Source organism: Mucilaginibacter jinjuensis, from assembly GCF_028596025.1.
Lineage (GTDB): Bacteria > Bacteroidota > Bacteroidia > Sphingobacteriales > Sphingobacteriaceae > Mucilaginibacter > Mucilaginibacter jinjuensis.
Map to the genome: position 1 here is coordinate 4,582,820 of NZ_CP117167.1, position 21,343 is coordinate 4,604,162.

Annotated in this window: 20 protein-coding genes, 1 other RNA gene and 1 pseudogene; 14 read left to right on the plus strand and 8 right to left on the minus strand. The window is 40.1% G+C overall.

What is annotated here, in order from left to right; all coding sequences use genetic code 11:
• Positions 1–127 precede the first annotated feature (127 nt).
• The 4 genes from PQO05_RS19865 to PQO05_RS19880 form a co-directional block, all read right to left on the minus strand.
• The gene (locus tag PQO05_RS19865; RefSeq protein WP_273629186.1) at positions 128–931 is read right to left on the minus strand and encodes a murein L,D-transpeptidase catalytic domain family protein; all 804 of its coding nucleotides are present in this window, start codon (positions 929–931) and stop codon (positions 128–130) included.
• 168 nt (positions 932–1,099) lie between these two features.
• The gene (locus PQO05_RS19870; RefSeq protein WP_273629187.1) at positions 1,100–1,678 is read right to left on the minus strand and encodes a nitroreductase family protein; all 579 of its coding nucleotides are present in this window, start codon (positions 1,676–1,678) and stop codon (positions 1,100–1,102) included.
• A gap of 427 nt (positions 1,679–2,105) precedes the next feature.
• Positions 2,106–2,849 carry a peroxiredoxin family protein gene (locus PQO05_RS19875; RefSeq protein ID WP_273629188.1) on the minus strand — a complete coding sequence of 248 codons (744 nt, stop codon included), beginning with the start codon at positions 2,847–2,849 and terminating at the stop codon, positions 2,106–2,108.
• A 51-nt stretch (positions 2,850–2,900) separates the two neighbouring features.
• Positions 2,901–5,333, minus strand: coding sequence for an alpha-ketoacid dehydrogenase subunit alpha/beta (locus PQO05_RS19880; RefSeq protein WP_273629189.1), 2,433 nt, complete (start codon positions 5,331–5,333; stop codon positions 2,901–2,903).
• A gap of 135 nt (positions 5,334–5,468) precedes the next feature.
• Between PQO05_RS19880 and PQO05_RS19885 the strand changes: the two genes are divergently transcribed.
• From PQO05_RS19885 to PQO05_RS19920, 9 genes and pseudogenes are all read left to right on the plus strand, one after another.
• Positions 5,469–5,870, plus strand: a complete 402-nt coding sequence (locus PQO05_RS19885; RefSeq protein ID WP_174314643.1) for a DUF1573 domain-containing protein — start codon at positions 5,469–5,471, stop codon at positions 5,868–5,870.
• Positions 5,871–5,960: 90 nt separating this feature from the next.
• Positions 5,961–7,157, plus strand: coding sequence for a pyridoxal phosphate-dependent aminotransferase (locus PQO05_RS19890; protein WP_273629190.1), 1,197 nt, complete (start codon positions 5,961–5,963; stop codon positions 7,155–7,157).
• Between the two features lie 143 nt (positions 7,158–7,300).
• Positions 7,301–7,668: a transfer-messenger RNA gene (gene ssrA, locus PQO05_RS19895) on the plus strand.
• A gap of 244 nt (positions 7,669–7,912) precedes the next feature.
• Positions 7,913–9,130: a site-specific integrase gene (locus PQO05_RS19900; RefSeq protein WP_273629191.1), complete on the plus strand. Its 1,218-nt coding sequence runs from the start codon at positions 7,913–7,915 to the stop codon at positions 9,128–9,130.
• Positions 9,131–9,237: 107 nt separating this feature from the next.
• Complete coding sequence (locus PQO05_RS19905) at positions 9,238–9,759, plus strand: ORF6N domain-containing protein (RefSeq protein ID WP_273629192.1); 522 nt, start codon at positions 9,238–9,240, stop codon at positions 9,757–9,759.
• 135 nt (positions 9,760–9,894) lie between these two features.
• Positions 9,895–10,254, plus strand: a complete 360-nt coding sequence (locus PQO05_RS19910; RefSeq protein WP_273629193.1) for a helix-turn-helix domain-containing protein — start codon at positions 9,895–9,897, stop codon at positions 10,252–10,254.
• 644 nt (positions 10,255–10,898) lie between these two features.
• Positions 10,899–11,186 carry a helix-turn-helix transcriptional regulator gene (locus PQO05_RS19915; RefSeq protein WP_273629194.1) on the plus strand — a complete coding sequence of 96 codons (288 nt, stop codon included), beginning with the start codon at positions 10,899–10,901 and terminating at the stop codon, positions 11,184–11,186.
• A gap of 26 nt (positions 11,187–11,212) precedes the next feature.
• Positions 11,213–11,419, plus strand: a pseudogene (locus PQO05_RS26770) (Arm DNA-binding domain-containing protein); the annotation flags it as partial.
• Between the two features lie 69 nt (positions 11,420–11,488).
• The gene (locus PQO05_RS19920; RefSeq protein ID WP_273629195.1) at positions 11,489–12,436 is read left to right on the plus strand and encodes a site-specific integrase; all 948 of its coding nucleotides are present in this window, start codon (positions 11,489–11,491) and stop codon (positions 12,434–12,436) included.
• A gap of 307 nt (positions 12,437–12,743) precedes the next feature.
• On the opposite strand, the gene PQO05_RS19925 is transcribed toward PQO05_RS19920, so the two are convergent.
• Positions 12,744–14,174 (minus strand): hypothetical protein, encoded by a 1,431-nt coding sequence (locus PQO05_RS19925; RefSeq protein WP_273629196.1) that lies wholly within the window; start codon positions 14,172–14,174, stop codon positions 12,744–12,746.
• Positions 14,175–14,368: 194 nt separating this feature from the next.
• On the opposite strand from PQO05_RS19925, the gene PQO05_RS19930 reads away from it, so the two are divergent.
• Positions 14,369–14,785, plus strand: coding sequence for a helix-turn-helix transcriptional regulator (locus PQO05_RS19930; protein ID WP_273629197.1), 417 nt, complete (start codon positions 14,369–14,371; stop codon positions 14,783–14,785).
• Between the two features lie 141 nt (positions 14,786–14,926).
• On the opposite strand, the gene PQO05_RS19935 is transcribed toward PQO05_RS19930, so the two are convergent.
• Positions 14,927–15,466, minus strand: a complete 540-nt coding sequence (locus tag PQO05_RS19935) for an ImmA/IrrE family metallo-endopeptidase (protein WP_273629198.1) — start codon at positions 15,464–15,466, stop codon at positions 14,927–14,929.
• A gap of 5 nt (positions 15,467–15,471) precedes the next feature.
• Positions 15,472–15,795, minus strand: a complete 324-nt coding sequence (locus PQO05_RS19940; protein WP_273629199.1) for a helix-turn-helix transcriptional regulator — start codon at positions 15,793–15,795, stop codon at positions 15,472–15,474.
• A 52-nt stretch (positions 15,796–15,847) separates the two neighbouring features.
• Between PQO05_RS19940 and PQO05_RS19945 the strand changes: the two genes are divergently transcribed.
• The 4 genes from PQO05_RS19945 (at position 15,848) to PQO05_RS19960 (ending at position 20,007) form a co-directional block, all read left to right on the plus strand.
• A complete protein-coding gene (locus PQO05_RS19945) occupies positions 15,848–16,015 on the plus strand; it encodes a hypothetical protein (protein ID WP_273629200.1) in 168 nt (55 codons plus the stop codon).
• Between the two features lie 185 nt (positions 16,016–16,200).
• Positions 16,201–17,157: a hypothetical protein gene (locus PQO05_RS19950; protein WP_273629201.1), complete on the plus strand. Its 957-nt coding sequence runs from the start codon at positions 16,201–16,203 to the stop codon at positions 17,155–17,157.
• A gap of 646 nt (positions 17,158–17,803) precedes the next feature.
• Positions 17,804–18,133 carry a nucleotide pyrophosphohydrolase gene (locus tag PQO05_RS19955; RefSeq protein ID WP_273629202.1) on the plus strand — a complete coding sequence of 110 codons (330 nt, stop codon included), beginning with the start codon at positions 17,804–17,806 and terminating at the stop codon, positions 18,131–18,133.
• 2 nt (positions 18,134–18,135) lie between these two features.
• Complete coding sequence (locus tag PQO05_RS19960; protein WP_273629203.1) at positions 18,136–20,007, plus strand: DUF2075 domain-containing protein; 1,872 nt, start codon at positions 18,136–18,138, stop codon at positions 20,005–20,007.
• A 376-nt stretch (positions 20,008–20,383) separates the two neighbouring features.
• Here PQO05_RS19960 and PQO05_RS19965 read toward each other — a convergent pair whose 3' ends face one another.
• Positions 20,384–21,307 carry a DUF5712 family protein gene (locus PQO05_RS19965; protein WP_273629204.1) on the minus strand — a complete coding sequence of 308 codons (924 nt, stop codon included), beginning with the start codon at positions 21,305–21,307 and terminating at the stop codon, positions 20,384–20,386.
• Between the last annotated feature and the right edge of the window lie 36 nt (positions 21,308–21,343).

Here is a 21,343-nt window from a genome sequence, read left to right on the forward strand (position 1 = left end):
GCTTTTTGATTTATAATTGGATTTAAAAAACTCTTTAGTTAGCAAGTAGTTATTGAGTTATTAGGTTATTAGAAGATTTACACAGCAACTTAATAACTCAGTAACCTAATAACCAAAAATAACCAACTTACATTCTCGCGCTTAACACAGGTTGCGAAGTAGTATCGGGCGCTGCAAAACTTGCAGCGAGGTTAGTGTTTAAATATCTCGAACTATACTTAGTATCCGGGCCGTTAATAAACAACACGGTTTTACCTTTCAGTGTGCTGATTACCTGATCAATAACCATTGGCGATACAGCAGGGCAACCAAAGCTGCGACCTAAGCGGCCTAACTGGTTAATGGTATTCTGGCAAACATAATCGGCAGCATGTAATACAATGGCACGTTCGCGGGCTTTATCGTTGAAACCGGCATCCATACCATCTAAGCGTAACGAGCGGCCATGTTTACCCATGTAAATATCATCGGTAACATAAAAACCTAAACTGCTTTGATGCGATTCTTCGTTGTTAGAGAAATGATCTGCCACGTCGTTACCACTACCCTGGCCGTGTGCTACCCAGGTGTTTAACAACAGCATTTTGCTTTGCAGGTCAACAATCCACATCCGTTTTTCGTGGCTGGGTTTGTTAAAATCTACAACGGTTAAAATATTACTGCTGAAAGGAAGCTTGTGTGCCAGCTTTAGGTTATAAAAACCTGTTATTGCTTTTTGAAAAGTACCGAGGTCTAAGCCTGAACTTTGTAACCCTGCAGATTTATAAACATCAGATACCATGTTACTAAAACGCACCTCGCTTGTTAAGGAAGCAGTTTTAGTGGTAATATCGGCGTTGTTTGTTGTGGTATCAACTGCGGCTTTAAAACCTACAGTGACAATCATGAACAGGATCAGAACGCTTGTTATCCACCAAAATGTTTTCTTCATTTTTTGCTTTTTGAGTTAATCAATAAGTTTAAAAGTAAACAGGGTTATGAGGTTAATTGTACTTAGAGTATACAAAAGTACCTCTTTTAATACAATTAAACGTCATAGCATTCTCATTAATACCCTAAAGTTAAATAATTATTTCAAAAAGCAAAAAAGAAGCAAGAATTATTTCCAGGTTATTTTTTCTTCCAAAGAAACTTTGCGTTTACCTTCTGGCTGTACATCAGTATAACCTAAGTAAAGTACGCCCATCACCTGGTCAAGTTCGCCTAAGTTTAAAAACTCTTTCATAACAGGTTTTAAGGCCATGCCACCGGTACTCCAGAAAACACCAATATTTAATGCAGCAGCACCTAACAATAGGTTTTGTACAGCAGCACCTACAGCAGCAACTTCTTCCCAAACCGGGATTTTAGTCAGCTCGCTACGGGTCATATAGGTAAGCACTACGTGCGATGCCTTGTTACCAGTATTTTGGAAACCTGTGTAAGTAGCCTCGTTAAAGTTTTCGGCAGGCGTGTTGGCTTTGTACATTTCGGCATGTTGTAAACAAAAGTCAGCCGGGTTTTCGTAAACCACAAAGCGCCATGGCTCGGTTAATGCGTGGGTAGGTGCCCAGTCGGCCAGCTCAAGCAATGCAGCAACATGCCCGTTAGGGATTTTGTTGCCATTCATGGTTGCCGGTTTTATGGTGCGGCGTTTTTTAATAGTTTCGGCAACAGCCGTAAAAGTGATAGAATCCATATATCGTTTATCGGCATTTTAAGCCGGGGCAAAAATAAGATAATTCGGTCTTGAAGTAGAATTTTTCCTGTCTTGAACCAGAATTATTAGAATTTATGAATTACCAGAATTTCCTGTCTTGGTTCTTGACTCTCTAATGCAGTCGCTCGGCTCCTGCCGAGTGACGATTCTTGCGGATCCCTCCTGGCATCTTTTAATCGGGTAGCAAAGGCCAGAGGCCTAAAATAGTCGTCACTCGGCAAGAGCCGAGCGACTGCGTGTGGAATTTTTAGAATTAATAAAAAAACCGTCAATTGCGAGGTACGAAGCTTTGTCATGCTGAGCTCCGTCGAAGCACCCGACATGCTTAGCCGCTCTGCATAGTTCGCGATTGCTTCGTTCCTCGCAATGACGAGCGTATCTTTTGTCTCTGTATTAGCCTTTCTTATTATTGAAAAAGTACGGCTTTAATAGCTTCTTTAAATGAGGGCAGCACAATTGGCCCCATGCCCGATACTGCGTACCTTATAATATGGCTTTTGTCGGCTACAACAAATGAGGGGTAGCTATATAATTGATAACTTTTGGCAATAGACCCGGCATTGCTTAATAATTGCGCATGGTGCAATGGTTTCTCTTTAAGTTTTGCTTCTGCAATGGCTTGTGCATCTGGGGTAATGGCTAAAACCACCAGGTTCTCGGGGTTGTTAATTTGCTGCAAAAATGCGTTTAAACTGCCAAAGCTTTCGGTACATGCACTACAGTCTGCATTCCAGAAAATAAGTACTATTACCTTGTTGGTTAACTCTTCGGCACTTATGGCCTGTGTTAGTGGCGTAATATTAATTTCTGTATTCTCTTGCAGTAATGGGCTTTTAATAGCCATGAGAGGTTTAGCCAAATCATACATCTTCCTTTTTTCCTCGTCCGAAAGCTTTTTGAGGTAGAGTTTTGTAGCAGGATCTTGGGGCGAAGCGCGTTTGGTTGTTATCGTATAATCGCCCGTATTCATCAGTTTTTGATACTGATAAAAATGAAGTGCGTTTCCGTTTTCATCATATACCAATTTTGTGGTATCCGTTTTCATGTGCATACTACTAACACCATAGGTAACGGTACGGCGCCTAATAGTATCCTGGGCATACGATTTAACTGTAAAAACACAGAGGAGTATCAAAAAAAATTGCTTCATAATAAGATTTAGTTATTATGAAGCAATGTACAATATTTACTTATTTATCGATTAATAAATCGACGGATATTTAGCCGGGTTAGCCTCGCTCATCATCGCGTAAGCTACCTCGATAATATCATCTGCAGATGGCTTGGTAAAGTAATCACCGTCTGAGCCATAAGGCGGGCGATGTTCTTTAGCGCAAAGCGTTTTGGGCTGAGCATCCAGTTGATAATAACCACCCTGCATTTCTAAAACCTTTTGGGTAATATAGGCAGAAGCGCCACCTGGTACATCTTCATCAACCACCAATAGTTTGCTGGTTTTCTTTAAAGAAGCCAGGCTCAGCTGATCGGTATCGAAAGGATAAAGCGTTTGCGGGTCAATCACTTCTATATTTACACCCATTTGGGCCAGTTCTTCGGCAGCTTCCATTACAATACGTAGGGTTGAGCCGTAAGAGATCACGGTAATATCGGTGCCTTCTTTTATAATTTCGGCTTTGCCCAGTGGTACAGTAAAGTCGCCAACGTTGATCGGGAGTTTTTCTTTTAAGCGGTAGCCGTTCAGGCTTTCGATAACCAAAGCAGGCTCATCGCCACGCAGCAAGGTATTGTACATCCCGGCAGCCTGTGTCATATCGCGCGGTACGCAGATGTGCAGTCCACGTAACGAACTCAGGATCATCCCAAGCGGCGAACCTGAATGCCAGATACCTTCCAAACGATGGCCACGTGTACGTACAATAACAGGCGCTTTTTGTCCGCCACTGGTGCGGTAGCTTAATGAGGCCAGGTCATCACTTAATACCGTCATGGCGTAAAGCAGGTAATCAAGGTATTGAATTTCGGCAATCGGGCGCAGGCCACGCATCGCTAAACCCATTCCCTGACCTATAATAGTTGATTCGCGGATGCCGGTATCAGTAATACGCAGATCGCCATATTTAGCTTGTAAACCAGCAAAACCCTGGTTAACATCACCGATGTTACCCAAATCTTCGCCAAAGGCAACAATAGTTTTATCGCGACCGAAGTTGGCATCGAAACAAGCGTTTAATACTTCGCGGCCATCAACCAAACGGGCATCTGCCTCATACTGTGCCGGGTTAACCGGAACTTTTAGCGGCGAGTGCGCACTATTGGTAAACAGCTTGGTATTGTAACGCTCGTGGTTTTGTGCGTTATTATTATTAAACCAGTTAACAAGCGTTTGCTTAGTCGCAAAATTTTGTTTGATGGTTAAACGTAGTGTTTTGCGGATAGCGCCAATAATATCTTTCCGTCCAGGATCAATGCATTCGCGCAATACCTGGGCTACTTCTTCTACCTCATCCTGTGCGGTAGCTTCCTGTGCAACAGCATCTATTAATGAGGCAGCTTCTTCCAGTTCGGCTTTAATTACTGCCCCCAGTTCGTTCCAGGCTTCACGCTGGCAATCACGTACATGTATTTTGGCTTCGGCTTCTATTTTATCAAGCTCCTGCTCGGTGGTAATGGCCGATGAGATGATCCATTTACGCATTTGCAAAAGGCAATCGTGCTCTGCCTCCCAGGCCAGTCTTTCTTTTGATTTATACCGTTCGTGCGAACCTGAAGTTGAGTGGCCTTGCGGCTGTGTCATCTCGGTTACGTGGATCAATACCGGCACCTGCTCGGTACGGCATACTTCAATAGCACGGGCATAAGTTTCGCAAAGGGCAACATAATCCCAGCCGCGAACCTTAAAGATTTCGTAGCCATTGGTGCCATCTTCGCGCTGAAAGCCTTTTAGTATTTCAGAAATATCTTCTTTAGTAGTTTGTAGTTTGGCCGGTACAGAAATCGCGTAAGCATCATCCCAAATAGAAATAGCCATAGGCACCTGTAAAACACCTGCGGCATTAAAGGTTTCCATAAATAAACCTTCGGAAGTTGATCCGTTACCTATGGTACCGAATGCAACCTCGTTCCCATTAACTGAGAATTTCGTTAGATCTGATAATTCTGGATTGTTACGATATAATTTAGAGGCATAAGCCAAACCCAATAGTCGTGGCATGTGCCCGCCTGTAGTCGAAATATCTGATGAACAATTCATCGTTTCGGCCTGGTTGGTATAGTTACCATCAGCATCCAGATAGCGGGTTGCGTAATGGCAATTCATCTGGCGGCCGCCCGATGCAGGATCTTTTTCTATATCAGGGTTAGCATATAATTGGGCAAAAAACTCTTTCATGTTGCTCATGCCTGTGGCAAACATAAAAGTTTGGTCGCGGTAGTAGCCTGCACGCCAATCGCCGGCTTTAAAAGCTTTGGCCATAGCCAGTTGCGCTACTTCCTTACCATCACCAAATATGCCGAACTTTGCCTTACCCGTAAGTACTTCGCGACGGCCGATCAAAGCGGCTTGTCGGCTCTCGAAGCCTATACGATAATCATTGATGACTATTTTTTTAAAGTCTTCAAAATTCAGTTCGGCAGAATCAAACCTGTTGGTAGTAAGTTGAGCGGTCTGAGGCATATTATATTTTGATTAGAAGTCAAAGTTATAAAATTGTATTTTGTTATTAACGGCTTTTGCAATTGTTTAAACCGTTTACTGTAAAATTTTGGTTTCCAATGAAACATTTTATATTTGTACAAAGTATACAAGGATATGAAAAAGTTAATGATATTATGCGCAGTAATCTTAGGTTTTGCCTTTACTGCTTCAGCACAGACTGATAACAAAGCCGAGTTTAAATTTAACGAAGAAAAGCATGATTTCGGTAAAATCCCTCAGGGTAAACCAGTTACTACCGAGTTCACTTTCGTTAACACCGGCGAAGAACCTTTAATTTTATCTGATGTAAAACCTACCTGTGGTTGCACCATTGCCGATTACACTAAAACACCTGTTAAAAAAGGTGACAAAGGTATTATCAAAATCACTTACAATGCTGCTGTAGTTGCTCCGTTCAACAAAACCATCATTGTTACATCAAACGCTAAAACCCCTCAGAAATACCTGAACATTGTGGGCGAAGTGGTAGCTGCACCAACATCGAGCAGTAAATAATTTGTTTTTAAACAATAACATTATAACGAAAGGCGCAAATTGCGCCTTTCTTCGTTTATAGGGCTTGCATCTTTTTGCTAACTTTGCCGCATGCCGCAAATTTCGCACAAGGGCGAGCAAATGCCCGCCTCTCCTATACGTAAACTAACTCCGTTTGCCGATGCTGCAAAGCAACAGGGCAAAAAGGTATTCCACTTAAATATTGGTCAACCCGATATCGAGACCCCACAGGGAATGCTGGATGCCATACATAACAGCACCTTTAAAGTATGGGCCTACACGCCATCAGAAGGTACATTAAGCTATCGCCAAAAACTTACGGAATACTATAATAAGCTGGGCTATAACATTACCCCGCAAAATATTATTGTAACCACCGGCGGTTCTGAAGCTATTACAATAGCCATGATGACTTGCTTAAATCCGGGCGACGAGGTAATTATTCCCGAACCGTTCTACGCCAACTATAATGGTTTTGCCTGCCAGAGCGATATTGTGGTGAAACCGATCCTCTCTTACATTAACAATGGTTTTGCATTGCCCGAGATCAGCGAGTTTGAGAAGGTGATTACCGATAAAACCAAGGCGATTATTATCTGCAACCCTAACAACCCGACAGGTTACCTCTACTCGAAAGAGGAAATGGAAGAGTTAAAGACACTGTGTCTGAAACACGACCTGTATTTATTCTCTGACGAAGCTTACCGTGAGTTTTGCTATGATGGCCGCGAGTTTATTTCGCCCATGCATTTAGATGGTTTAGACGAAAATGTTTTGGTGATGGATACTGTAAGCAAGCGCTACAGTGCATGTGGTGCCCGTTTGGGTTGCCTGATTACCAAAAACGAAGCCGTAATTAAAACAGGATTAAAGTTTGCCCAGGCCCGCCTAAGCGCAGGTATGCTAGAACAAATTGCCGGCGAAGCCGCCGTTGATACACCAGACAGTTATTTTGAAGGTGTAAATAAAGAATATACCCATCGCCGTGATGTTTTAGTGAAAGCCTTAAACAACATGGAAGGCGTTTTCTGTCCTAATCCGGGTGGAGCATTCTACGTGGTAGCCAAACTCCCGATTGACAATGCCGACAAGTTTTGCCAATGGATGCTGGAAGAGTTTGAATACAACAACCAAACCGTAATGATGGCCCCTGCTACAGGTTTCTACAGCACCCCTGGTGCCGGAACCAACGAAGTAAGAATGGCTTATGTTTTAAACAGTGATGACCTGCAAGCCGCAATGACTTGCCTGCAGGAAGCGTTGAAGGTTTACCCGGGAAGAAAATAGTAGCAGTGGTTAGTGGCAGTAGCAGTCACCTTTATAATTATAATGCCAGGACTGCCACTGCTACTAAAAAACTGCAACTAATATTTAGTATATTTGTAACCCTTAACTGCTACTGCAAAAAAAGGACTACCACTACAACCAATGGGGTCGACCGGAATTGACAGGATGGAGATAAGTAAGTAAGCACGCAGCGCGTTGGGTGAATTAGCGCTAAAATCTGAACGCTCAAACTTTCAAATGGCGAAAATACTTACGCCTTAGCTGCTTAATTTAGAATTAACTAGCTTTTGTCCCACCGGTTTTCCGTTTCATCGGATCGGTATATGGGGCATCGAAAGATGAAACTGGCCTGCTTAAAGGTGTGCATAGCAGGTAAGATAAAGCACCTAAGGTAGACGGTATAGGTGAGTAACTGACCTTCCCCTGCCCTACAACCAAACAGTACTAAGCATGTAGAAAGCTTACCTTATACCATGTTTGGACGAGGGTTCGAATCCCTCCGGCTCCACGAAAACGGTATCAAACACCACTAAACCCCTCAAACGCTACGTTTGAGGGGTTTTTTGTTGCATTTTGGTGTCATTTGCTCATCTTTGAACGGCCATTTTGGTGAGCATTCTGGTGAGCACCTGATTTCAAAACAAGTGCTCACCAGAGCTCTTGTAACTAATTGATAAACAAGGTGTTCAGAGAATGAACATCTTGTGAGAATTATGCTGTAAAGGTAAATTTGTTTAACTTTTTAACAGCTTTTTATGATCAAAAATGTGGCTGTTCTCTTTTATCTGAAAAAGAGGACGAATTCAAAAGAAGAAAAAGTTCCGGTTTATGTACGGATCACCTGCGATGGACAGCGTGCCGAATTGGCAACCGGTCAAAAAATTCAGGCAAAGCTCTGGAATCCCAGTGAAGAAAGAGCCAAAGGCAAAACAGAGGCGGTGTATAAATTGAACTCGGCCCTTAATGATTTCGAACTAAAGATTAACGATACGATCCGTTACTTAAAAGATTGTGGTGAAGAGCTCACAGCGGAAAAAATCAAAAACAGGTTCCTGGGCAAAACTGAAAAGCCCGTTATGCTGGTTGACGTATTCAAGGAACATAACCGTAAAGTAGCAGCCTTGGTGAATGAGGAATTTGCACCCGCGACCGTTACCCGGTATGAAACAACGCTAAAGCATACGCAAGACTTTATGCAATGGAAATACAAGATCAATGATATCCGCGTCAAGCAAATTGATCACCGGTTTATCAGTGAATTTGAGTTCTACCTCCGTTCGGTTCGTAAATGCAATAACAATTCAGCTTTAAAGTATATCAAGAACTTTGGTAAAATTGTTCGCATCTGTTTGGCGAGTGGCTGGATTACTGTCAATCCCTTTCTTAATTACAAAATCAAAATTAAAAAAGTTGATCGGCCATTTCTGTCGAAAGAAGAGTTGGAGATCATGGCTTCGAAAACTTTCGTTAGCGCTCGTCTTGAGCAGGTCAGGGATATCTTTTTATTCAGTTGTTATACAGGATTGGCTTACATCGATGTGCAAAAACTTAGGCGCTCTGAAATTGTCAAGGGTCACGACGGTGAGCAATGGATTTTTACAAGTCGCCAAAAAACCGATACACCCTCCCGTATTCCACTTATGCCTTATGCATTGAGTGTAATTGAAAAATATCGCGATCATCCACAATGTGAGATTGAGGATAAGCTCCTACCCATATTAAGCAACCAAAAAACGAATGCTTACTTAAAGGAGATTGCAGATTTGTGCGGTATAAATAAAGATCTAACTTTTCATATTGCCAGGCATACTTTCGCAACCACCGTCACCTTATTGAATGGTGTACCAATAGAGAGCGTGTCCAAAATGCTTGGCCATACCAATATTAAAACCACGCAGCATTACGCGAGGATCTTGGATTTAAAGGTTGGCGAAGATATGGGAGCTTTGAGAAAGAAGCTGCAAACTTCCTGACATTGATTGGAGGAACATTAATCGTTCCGTTCAGCATAATTGATGCGCGTTAATACAACAGAATATCCGAGGTCGCAAATTGCGACCTCAAAAGTAGAAATTAAACGATGAAAGAGCTAAACACAAACGACCAACAAATAGTTGAAAAGATATATCTGATAAGGGAAATAAAAGTTATGCTGGACAAAGATCTTGCGGAAATGTATGGAACAATTCCTAAGCGTTTACGGCAACAGGTCAAACGTAACATGGAGCGTTTTCCCGAACATTTTATGTTTCAACTTTCCGATAAAGAAGTAGATTCATTGGTATCACAAAATGCGATACCATCGAGACAGTCGTTAGGCGGTACTTTGCCTTATGCATTTAGTGAACATGGGATATTAATGCTTGCGAACGTAATCAAAAGCCAGCAGGCTATTACCATGAGCATTAGAATTATCGAGGTATTTGTCAAATTTAGAGAAATGTTAATCTCTCAAAAAGATCTATTACTTAAATTCGAACAGCTTGAAAAGCTAATCGTTCAGCATGATGATGACATCAATACCATTTTTGCAGCATTGAAACAATTAATACATCAAAAGAATGAACCTCGGGAACCGATTGGTTTTAAACTGAAAGGTTGAGAGAAGAATTTCATTAACTAACCTTCAAGGGGTCACATTTTGTGACCCCTTGAACATAGAGTAGAATAAGCCAATTAATGGAGACGATATGATAAACCTACCTATAAAGCCGTCGTTAAATTCATGATATAATTTATGTTAAAGTCAATTAAAGAAGAAAAACAATACAATGATGCTTTGGCTCGCGTGTATGAGCTGATGCAAACTGATATAAATGAAGGCTCTGTGGCATCAGATGAGTTGGAGGTTCTTAGTATTCTTATTAAGGAATATGAGTTGGTATACCATCTTTTGCCTTCTCCTAGCCCACTGGAAGCAATTAAATTCAGACTTGATCAAATGGAAATGTCTGAAAAAGAACTGGGCGATATTTTAGGTTACCGGTCTCGTAAATCGGAAATCCTTTCTGGAAAAAGAAAATTGAGTTTAGCTATGATTAGAAAATTGAACGAAATCCTGCATATACCTGCCGAAGTTTTAATTCAGGCTTATTAATTATAACGACATGTTATAGTAAGAGTAGAAGGCTTACAAGGTCGACGAAAAAACGCCCTTGTTTAGTTTGTTGAATAGTTATGTGTCTGAGACATTACTGGTAGATCGGACACAAATCTTGATCGTCGAAATTTTAATCGGCTCAAAAAAACGGCAATTCAAGAGCCGATTATTTCAATTAATCGGCTCATGAAAACTTTTTACTAATCTTCATAGAATAATTTCGAATAGGGTTACAGCTTATACCATCAATAGATCGACACAAAAAAGCCCAATCACACATAATAGGTTGAGGTCGCAAAATGCGACTTCAAAGCAAGGCGGGAAAATGATAATAAAGCCGTTGATTTTATTTCCATAAGAGCCCACATTTTCACCCCCGCGGGCTTTAAGTAACGACTTAATTGTTCGCTATCCGTTTCCACAACGGTCTTTGATTAAATATGCCTGCTTTATACTAACTTATCCCGGTCAGGAATTTCATATCCGGGAAACCTTTTGCTCTTTTGTTAAGCTGAATATTTAGAAACATGGTGTCTCTTGCTTGCCTATCAAAGGTAAGATAATGTAACAAATCATTGATTTGTTAGCCAAAGAACATCGGTTTTCAATACACCCATGATAAGATTTACAAACAATATTATATGACCCTTGACGAACTAATCACTAAAAAGGATCTTGAAAATTTTAAAGCCGAACTATTTGAACTTTTAAAACCAATAGTAGTAACGCAATCCTTTCAACGGCAAAAATGGTTAAGAAGCAAAGATGTCCGTACCATGCTAAAAATTTCTCCAGGAACTTTATCGAACCTTCAAAAAGATGGCACGCTCACCCCCCGGAAAATTGGCAAGATCTTGTTTTACAAAGCGGAGGAGATCGAGAAGTTGCTGAACGCCCCTGAAAAAAAAAGCCCGAAAAAGCTGATTTAATTCGGGCTGAGGCACAATCTTTTAAAGTGCTATTCTTCTTAAAAAAGACAAAAAGTCTAAGTAGGCCTTGCTATTACATTTACATCCGGATCAGTGTTAACGGCCAAAGAGAAGAATGGTCTACGCAATCTCAATGTCAACGTGAGGATTGGGATGGACAAAAAAGCAGGTTAAAAGGAAACACTCCGGATGCCCGTAACATCAATTCCTGGCTTGACACACTTTACGGACGGGCACTTCTAAGTAGACAGGAACTATACTCCTCAGGAAAATCTTTTACCCCACAACACATCCGCAAAGTTATGCAGGGTGAAGAATTGGATACCCCTAAAACGCTTTCCGATATCTGGACTTATCACACCACGCATATTGCGGGTCTCATTGGTAAGCAATACACGCCGGGTACGCTGCAAAAATACAAGTCAGTTTTCCGAGTATTAAAACGTTTTATGTTATTGAATAGTCAGACGGACGATATACGCCTGGATAAGATCGATTACCGGTTTGTCAGAGCTTTTGATTATTACCTGAAAACGGATTATGGGGTTAAGATCAATACGGCAACGCAGATGTTGAAAAAACTGAGAACAATGATGAAAATTGCAATTGAGATTGGCTGGGCTAAACAAGACCCATTCATTGCATACCGCGCTCATAATGAAGAAGTTTTCCGGGAGTACCTGACCAGTGAAGAGCTACGCGAACTTGCGGAGAAAAATTTATCCAAGAAACGGCTACATGTTGCAAGGGATCTTTTTTTGTTTAGCTGTTATACTGGACTCTCTTACGCGGATACTGTAAAGTTAACTAAATCAGATATTGTAAAAGGGGAAGATGGCGGTACTTGGATACAAACACACCGGATGAAGAATAATAATCGGGTTCGGATTCCTCTCCTCGCTCCCGCATTAGAACTGATCAATCATTATAAGGATTATCCCCGACTAAAAGACGATGAAGCTATTCTGCCCAAACTAAGCAATCAAAAAGCAAATGCTTATCTAAAAGAAATAACAAAGGCGCTTGGATGGAATAAATACCTAACTTATCATTGTGCGCGACACACGTTTGCAACTACGGTAACTTTGACAAACGGCGTTCCAATTGAAACTGTTGGCCAAATGCTTGGACACAAAAGTATTCGCTCTACTCAAATTTACGCGAGAGTAACGGATACTAAGGTTAGTAAGGATATGCGGGTTTTAAAGAAAAAGTATGCTGGTCAAAAGCTGTTTTTAGCGGATATTTAAATATTTATTCAATTAAAATTTTTAACGAGATCGCGTATTTGTCAATAAGTTGCATTGCAATCAATTTACCTTCATTAGAATAAACGCTTTGCTATGACGTTCCAAATTTAGCTACCCTCCAGTATGGAAAGATCAGAATTAGTTGACTGGTTACTTGCCCATATAAACAACATTCACGAATTAGGCGGGCAATGTGCTTTTGAACTCGATAATCCTTTTTATGCCAAATATGAAGGCGATGGTGACTGCTATCTTAAAGAGAACTGCCTACAGGAGAACTATATCTGGTCAGCGTCAATTGCTATATTTAGTGTTGAATTTGGGATTTTACGTGATCGTATTGAAAAGGCTGAAGCATGCTGCCTTTATATTTACGGAATGAAATCTGATAGCACTCGGTAAGTTGCTGTAAAAATCCTTCGTGGAAGCTCTCGAAATCCTGTTTTAAAACAGTAAGCTTGTTATAGTCCTCGCTCAGCCAGTTTAATAGATATTCGTCCTGTAGATTGCCGACCAAGTGGAAATGAAAGTTTGTTGTTGTTATAGGTTCAATTACGAAAAGCGAGACTTTGTAACAGTCTTTACTGATATCTTTTCCATTTGTTTTTATAACCGGCTTGAGCTGATAATAGTCTCCCTGATCACTTAATATAAAGCTGATCTCCAAATCGTCCATAGTGACCCGGGTAGCTTTTGCATCTGCCTTTCTCGGGCGATCCCGGTAGCAGGAACTGCTATGAGAATAGATGCTTTTTAAATGCTGCTCAAACCGTAATTTGGGGATAGCCTTTCGCCAGAGGTCAAGCATCAAAGGTATGTACTCTTTGGTTTCTGCTGAGTATTCTCCCTTCACTTTATTATGTTCGACTGAGGTTGCAATTTCAAACATGGCTTTAGATATCTCATTCAGGATGATTTGGTCGTTAGACAGGTTTAAGCCATGGTTAAACTGTTTCTCCTTGACGAGATAATAATCGTAATAGCCAATATCATCTCCGCTTTTGGTGGTTGTTCCCACAAAAGGCAACAGAAAAGGAAGGTGATTTTTATAAAACGAATACCGGTTATATAGTAGCTGATAACCTAATGTTTGGTGAGCGCCTTCTTCTCTTTTTGCTGATTCAGGGAGTTTGTGGTCGAAGACAACAACACTTTGGTCTTTAAAGCCCATGCCACGTCTATAAAGGTTACCGAAATCAGTTCGGGGTGATATATAGGCCTCAAGCCTTGTGATGTCTATGTCCAAATACTTGCTCACCCCATTCGCGTCCGGTTCAAACCCCGGCCAGTAATAACCTTCAAGTTTGCGATTCTGTCCATAACTTATATTAATAAGTCCTTTATAAGCATGCTCGCATAAAACCGCTCCCGGCATACCGCAATCACAGGCTACATACAATGTTTTCTTTTCAATACCTAAGTAGATCTGCTCAAAACGGATATCGTTCTGCTGCATGACAAGCGTAAATATCCCGTCACGGTAATCGGTAAAGATGAAGTGCATTCCATTTTTTTCTTTTGGAAGCTTTTTATAGGCGGGATAATGTTTATTGAGGACGGCTTTATCCAGTAGCAGATCATTGTTTTCTAAGGGTATGGCATAAAAGAACAGATCATCGTATGCTACTCTTGCGTTGCTAACTGCTTTAATTGTCTTTTTCATCATGTTGTACGTTTGATAATGAAAGACAGCAAGCCGGGCGGCGTGAGAACCGAAGGGGCCGCCCGCTGCTGCCAAGGCGTCAGAACTAACTATTAACTATTTATCAACCTTATGAGTACAAATAACCGGAACGTGGAAATGCTAACCTATTCTGTAGGTTTCTAACGAAGTAAAACCAAAGGATAAATTATCCTTGCTTATTAAGCAAAAAAGGCCTTTATTCGTATTATAAGGAAATGATTACCTTTGCTTAAACCTACATTTGACCCATGAGCGCAGCTACTGAAACCTCAAAAAATATCCATCAAGGCCGTAATGTAAAACGTTTCCGCGAAATGCTGGGACTGAAGCAAGAAGCATTGGCTATTCGACTTGGTGAAGAGTGGAATCAAAAACGTGTATCGTTATTGGAAGCTAAGGAAACATTGGAAGCTGATATATTGCGCCAGGTAGCGCAAGCATTGAACGTGCCTGAAGAGGCGATAAAAAACCTTGATGAAGAAAAGGCGGTGAACATCATATCCAACACATTCAACGACACTTCGATGTTAAATGCAGTAAATTATAATCCCAACTTCAATCCAATTGATAAACTAATTCAAATTTACGAAGAAAATAAAAAGCTGTATGAGCAATTGTTAGCTAGCGAACGTGAAAAGATTGAACTGTTGAAAAATAAAAGTTAAAGGAAACTAATAATAGGGAATTAACATTTCTGGACAAATTGAGTCGTATGCTATTTTCATATACGACTCAATTTGTCCAGAAATGTAGTATTGATATAAAAGCTTATGTGATTCTTGCCGTTTAATGTATACTTAAACTTCTTACTTATAATAAATACCTAAGTTTACCAACCTATATGTCATTGCACTAACGCTAACATCAAATTTCTTGGCAAGCACTTTAATATTTTCCTCGTCGTCTTTATTGGGATTCAGCTTATTAACCTCACTAATAACTAACTCTTGAGGCATTAATAAATTTGCTGCAAAATAATTTGCCTCACGTTCAATCGCTTCTTCTTTAGTGCTGTATGTGGTTATGTTTTTTCTAAAAAGCAACTTATCCATGAACATCCCTGAGGAGTTTTTATCTGCATGAAGGACAAAATGACCTAATTCATGTGCAATCGAAAAACGTCTTCTTACACTTGATTCATTAGGATTATAACCTATAGTTGCACCATCTTCGTTTATTACAAGCACGCCTGATATGTCCTCCTGAAACGGATAGTCAAGTACTTTTAAACCTATTGATTTTGCAACTTGTTCAACATCAATAGGGACGGTGATTATATTATTTTCATTCAAAACTTTATCAATAAACTCATTGGTAAGGTCTTGGTAACTAATCTGCTTCATCATCGAATTTATTTTTTAATTTGATTGAGGAAATTACTGAATTCAATTAATGATCTTTTATCAATTTCTCTTCCTTGAATATTCTCTGTGTCTGTCGAAGAAGAAAAATGATATGCTGATGTTAGCGAATCTAATGTTACGTTAAATTTTTCAACAATTAAATAAAGTTGGTAGATCGATGGTTTTTGTTTCCCATTTTCGATATTGACGACTGATACCCTCGATAAGCTCAGAATCTCACCAAGCTGTTCTTGAGTCATACCAACTTTCTTTCTCTCTGACGCAATTTTCTCTCCTAGTACTTTATAAAACGCTTCCTCTTCTATTTTCATATGAGGTTAATTAATATTCGAATATATATAAAGTAAGAATAAATTTAAGAAAATGTTTGCAATACTTTACTTTTTACGTGATTCAGAAATAAATGTAAATAAAATTTGGAAAAACCAAAAATTTAGTTATATTTGTAGTAAATACCCATCAACACGGGCATTACTATCTGGCATTAATAAAAAAGTATCAAATGGCGCAGTCGACATTGCTGCTCAATAAGAGAAATCCAAAAGGCTTGCCACCTAAAGGAATTATGCACATTGATAACAATGTGACTGACAGGTAATTCTGATGAATATTCTTACTTGTATTTCGTACTACAAAAGTAAGAAGTGAAAATAATTATTTTGTCATAGAAATGTCATGAAGCTTTTTTTAGAAATAAAATATTTTCAATCATTAAAATGAATTTTAATAAACAACAAAAAGCCAACACGGCTATTAACTCATTGGGTTTCACAAGTGTATTAACCCAGCAAAACGTTGAATTTTTCAATGTCAATTTAGATTCTGACAACGAAGCATTCGTAGATTACAACTTAATTAAGAAAAAAGCTATTACTGGAGACAGATTGGCAAAGGAAATGTTGAGCTCAATAGATTCCTTCATGAAAAATCTATTTAATTTTGCTCATTTTCAACATTCCATAAAGTTGAACACGCTGCTTTCTGGCTTAGGTGAAACCAATCATACTTCTTTAGGATTTAGCATTAGACAAATCCGAGGCAAGGCCGTTGGAAACGTGCTTAAAGTCGCTATACAAGGTCAAATTGAGCACCTTATGGAATCATTGAAACAGGGTAATTTTACACCTAATTCATTTTATTTTGGCTTAGATAACATTGGGGCAGATAGGACTTCTGATATTTTGGTAGGTATAGTAAAACAGCAGCTTATTGACTTTACTGGCATTATTGCGCAGAAGTACAATCTGCCAACCAAATCGTTTTCCGTACCCAACGTCTACAATTCAACTTCCGGGCTTTGGGAAAATGTGATATGCGATCTACCTCATTTTAACGGGAGATCAATTATACTTCTTCCTAAGTTTGTAATATCTAACAGGAAGTTTGGAGAAAAAGCATTTAGACGATTCATGTCTTTCGCCTTTGAAAAGTATGTAAAAAATGATTCTGCATATGCTGATTTAATTAAAAACATCGATAAAGGATTGACTAAAAAGGAATATAAAGAATTCCTAAAAAGGAACGGAATTCCAGAAAAAGAAGAATTCAGAAAATTCATAAAAAAGATCTCTGGACTCATCAATGATTTTGAGATTTCCTATTCCGATGATATTGACTTCTTATCTGATAGCGAACTCGAGCTAATCGTTCTTGAATCAATTTCGAAACAATAAATTCTAAGCGGCCCATATATCTATGGGCCGCTTATTTAAATTTCAGTCAGATATATTAGTTATATTAATAGAAGGTGTTTAACAATTGTAATTCACTTTTTTAGAATTTACAATCGTTTCATTTTTTAATTGTGTTTCTACGGTTATTTAAGAATTTCATGTCTGTTCTTATGCTGATCTCTTCAAGGCATTCATTTAACCAAGGTTGATTGTCGCATAAATAAGTCACCTCTATCTTTAGCTAAGCATCCGTTTCAAAACATAGGTTGGCATTTCACCGCTTAAACAACAGGGAGCGTTAGCAGGTAATTGTCAAGGGCAGCGCACAGCTGAAAAACGATACATCGCCGCGCTGTTTATATACCCTTTACAATTTATCTGCGGTGCTAATTTTGTGCCCGCGGCGCTATGCCTTACTTTCAAGAGGTGCGTTTGGGAAAGCAGGTGTATGAGGTACGAACACTCCTGCATGTGCGGGAATTGAGGCGGACGGAGACATGGAACCCAGCGCAAAGCGCGTGGTGAAATGCAGCCGTCTGCCGCAACCGTGAGGGCATAGACTATGTGTATAAGATTCATTTTAGCGACCAACTCAGCCTTCGCCTCACTTGTACGCCATCGATAAATATATTAGCTTTATTCCTTTATGAAAGACTGGGATAATATTATAACGCAATTATTAGAATTCAGGAAGGATCGTGACTGGGAACAATTCCATAATCCCAAGGATCTTGCATTAGCACTATCTATTGAAGCTTCAGAACTGAATGAGCTATTCTTGTGGAAAAGCCCTGAAGCTGCTGATAAAGAGAAAATCAGACATGAGATTGCTGATATCTTCTCATTCTTACTATTACTTGTCCATGAATATAAATTGGATATCTCAGCCATAATGGCGGAAAAGATCCAAATTAATAACGAGAAATATCCAGTAGCCAAAGCTAAGGGCAACGCAACAAAATATACTGAACTGTAATAATGATCGTCTATCAGAATTCAAAAAAGCAGTTTCTCGACGATGTCTTTTCCAATGATATAGAAAATATCATTCACGATTTTTACAGGAAAAAACTTCAAAAACGTAGCCAAAAAAATGAAATCCGTTCATGGCGTGAATCCATGCACTATATGGATCGGATTTTAAGAGATGACGCTATTCCAGATAACTGCGGAGTTTCTATAGAATATCAGATACCTCAAACCGGTAAGCGTATTGATTTCATTCTGTCCGGTCAAAATGCAGATGGTGAAGATCAGGTCATCCTGGTTGAATTAAAACAATGGAGTGAAGCAAAACTTACAGGACAAGACGGATTAGTAAGTACCCGATTTGAACATGGACAGGCTTTAACCAGTCATCCGGCTTATCAGGCGTGGTCATATGCTACATTACTTCAAGGCTTTAATCAAACTATTTACGACGAAAATATCGGGTTGATACCCTGTGCTTACCTGCATAACTATCCGCCTGATGATGTTATTTTAAACCCGTTCTATCAGGGGTACATAGACAAGGCTCCCGTGTTCCTAAAATACGACGCCAAAAAATTGCAGGACTTTATCAAGCAGCATGTTAAATATGGTGATACGACAGACATTCTTTACCGTATTGATTCGGGTAAAATTAAGCCATCTAAAGCATTGGCGGATAGTCTGGCCGCCATGCTCAAGGGGCAACAAGAGTTTGTGCTCATTGATGAGCAGAAAGTGGTTTACGAGACCGCGTTGGCATTAGTCAAAGGCCACCAATCAGAAAAGCAAATCCTTATTGTTGAGGGCGGGCCAGGCACGGGCAAATCTGTAGTCGCCATTAATTTGTTAGTGGCTTTAACCAAGTTGGGCTTGTTAGCGCAGTATGTTTCAAAGAACGCAGCGCCACGTGCAGTTTATGAAGCTAAACTAAGCGGTACACTACGCGCAACAGCAATACGCAATCTTTTTAAAGGCTCGGGGGTTTATATAGATGTTTTGCCAGATACATTCGATGCATTAATTATAGATGAGGCTCACCGGCTCAATGCGCAGGGCGGTCTTTATGGTAACCAGGGAGAAAATCAGATCAAGGAACTGATAAGGTCGTCAAAAACCAGCATCTTCTTTATCGATGAAGATCAGCGGGTAACGCTTAAAGACATTGGCGATAAACAGGAAATTTATAAATGGGGCAATTTAGCAGGTGCGAAAATTATTGAAGTAGAGCTATCATCCCAGTTTCGCTGTAATGGTTCCGATGGTTATCTGGCCTGGCTGGATCAGGTACTCGATATTCGGGAAACCGCTAACGATAACATCGCTGAATTAGCTTATGATTTCCGGGTTTTGGATTCGCCAACTTCGCTTCGAGAATTAATTCTTGAAAAGAATAAGGTAAATAATAAAGCCAGAATGGTTGCTGGCTATTGTTGGAACTGGATCAGTAAAAAAGATCCCAGCGTATATGACATAGACATGCCTGCTTATGATTTTCGTATCCGATGGAACCTGACTACCGATGGTAGTTTATGGATTATAAGCCCGGAGTCCGTAAATGAAATTGGATGTATTCATACTTGCCAGGGATTGGAGGTCGACTATATCGGTGTAGTCATAGGACCTGATCTGATTATTCGCGATGGCGAAGTAATTACAGACGCATCTAAAAGAGCTAAATCAGATAAGTCTACCAATCATTACAAGAGCTACTTGGCTAAGCAGCCGGAATCCGGCCCGGATTTTATCGATAGCATTATTAAAAATACTTATCGCGCATTAATGACCAGGGGGATGAAAGGGTGCTACATATTTTGCACAGACGCTGAAACCAACGCTTATTTTAAAGAAAAGCTAAGCGACTTTCGCCGTTCAGAGTAAAGTCTTTTGCTCTCAATAATTCCAATATTTGCCAATAGCTGACACCTTAGATTGTTAATTAATAACTAATCTGATCAGCACTCGGTAAGTATTAATTCCATAATTCAGAAGTTGGGCTTGGGCAGGTATGTGAGGTACGAACACTCCTGCATGTGCGGGAGGCGAGGCGGACGGTGGCATGGAACCTGGCGCTAAGCGCGTGGTGACACGCAGCCGTCTGCCGCAGCCGGATCGGCTTATAAACGCTCCCAATAATATTAATATCTTTGTACCAGGGCAAAATTCTTTTGTCCTATTGTGATAAGGTTTAGGTTTAATTCCCCAAACAGCGAGTGTAAGGGGAATTATTTTAATTGGAATATCTCATATAAAACCATCATCGGCTCGGGCCACGGCTCTGATCCTGCCCCGGTTTCTTTTTTTTCTTTTTCTTCCACCGGCTATCATCAGATGTTGGCGCAATATTGATATTGCCGCTATTGTCCAATAATGTTTCTAATACACCTTTGCCATGATAACCCTGTTTGTAACCAAATTTCATAACCTGTTCTGCCCTTTGCGGTTCTCTTACTTCTTCCTTTTGTTCGTATGAACCATGCTTTAAGGCATTCGCGTAGTTAAACGATTCTTTGACCTCCCGGTTGTAACCAAACATATTGTCGAATAAGCTTTCTGTAGCTTGCTTAAAAGCAACCCGGTCAAACTGTCCCACCTTTTGGCTATGTGATTTATTCGTGCCTCTTGAATTATTTAATGGGCTTAGTTTAATGCTATTACTGGCGTCCTTACGGCTAACGATAATTTGCACATGCATTTGTTCACCTGGCTTAATATCGCCTTTCTTGGCCTGCCCTTTCCTGAATTCCAGATCTTTGTAAGTGTAGTAACGGTTATTTTCCAATTTCCCGAAATACACCAGATCCTGATTGCCATTAACACCATCACGTTTAAAGTTCTTGGCGTAAGCATCCATCACCTGATTTGTATAGGTAATCAGATGCGCTTTAGCATCCTCCTCTCCATATTTGGTTTTCAGAAATAGGATTTCCTTTTCGCTTGGGCTAACATTAATCAGGAAGAACTTCGCGTCGTCTTTAGAAAGCTTTGCGACGTTATTATCTATCCCCAGCCTTACCTCGTAAGGATGTATATCATGCCTTTCATGGTTGAACCAGTATTCAGGTTGGTAGTTCTTATTTAACTGCTCGGCCATCATGTTTTCTTTTTCCAGGTAAGCTACCAATTGGCTGCTGCTACCTTTGTTGTTCCCGGTTGCGCTTTTCGTGATGTTGATGTGCATGATATTTCATTAATAAGGCTTTTTTCTCTTCTCTGG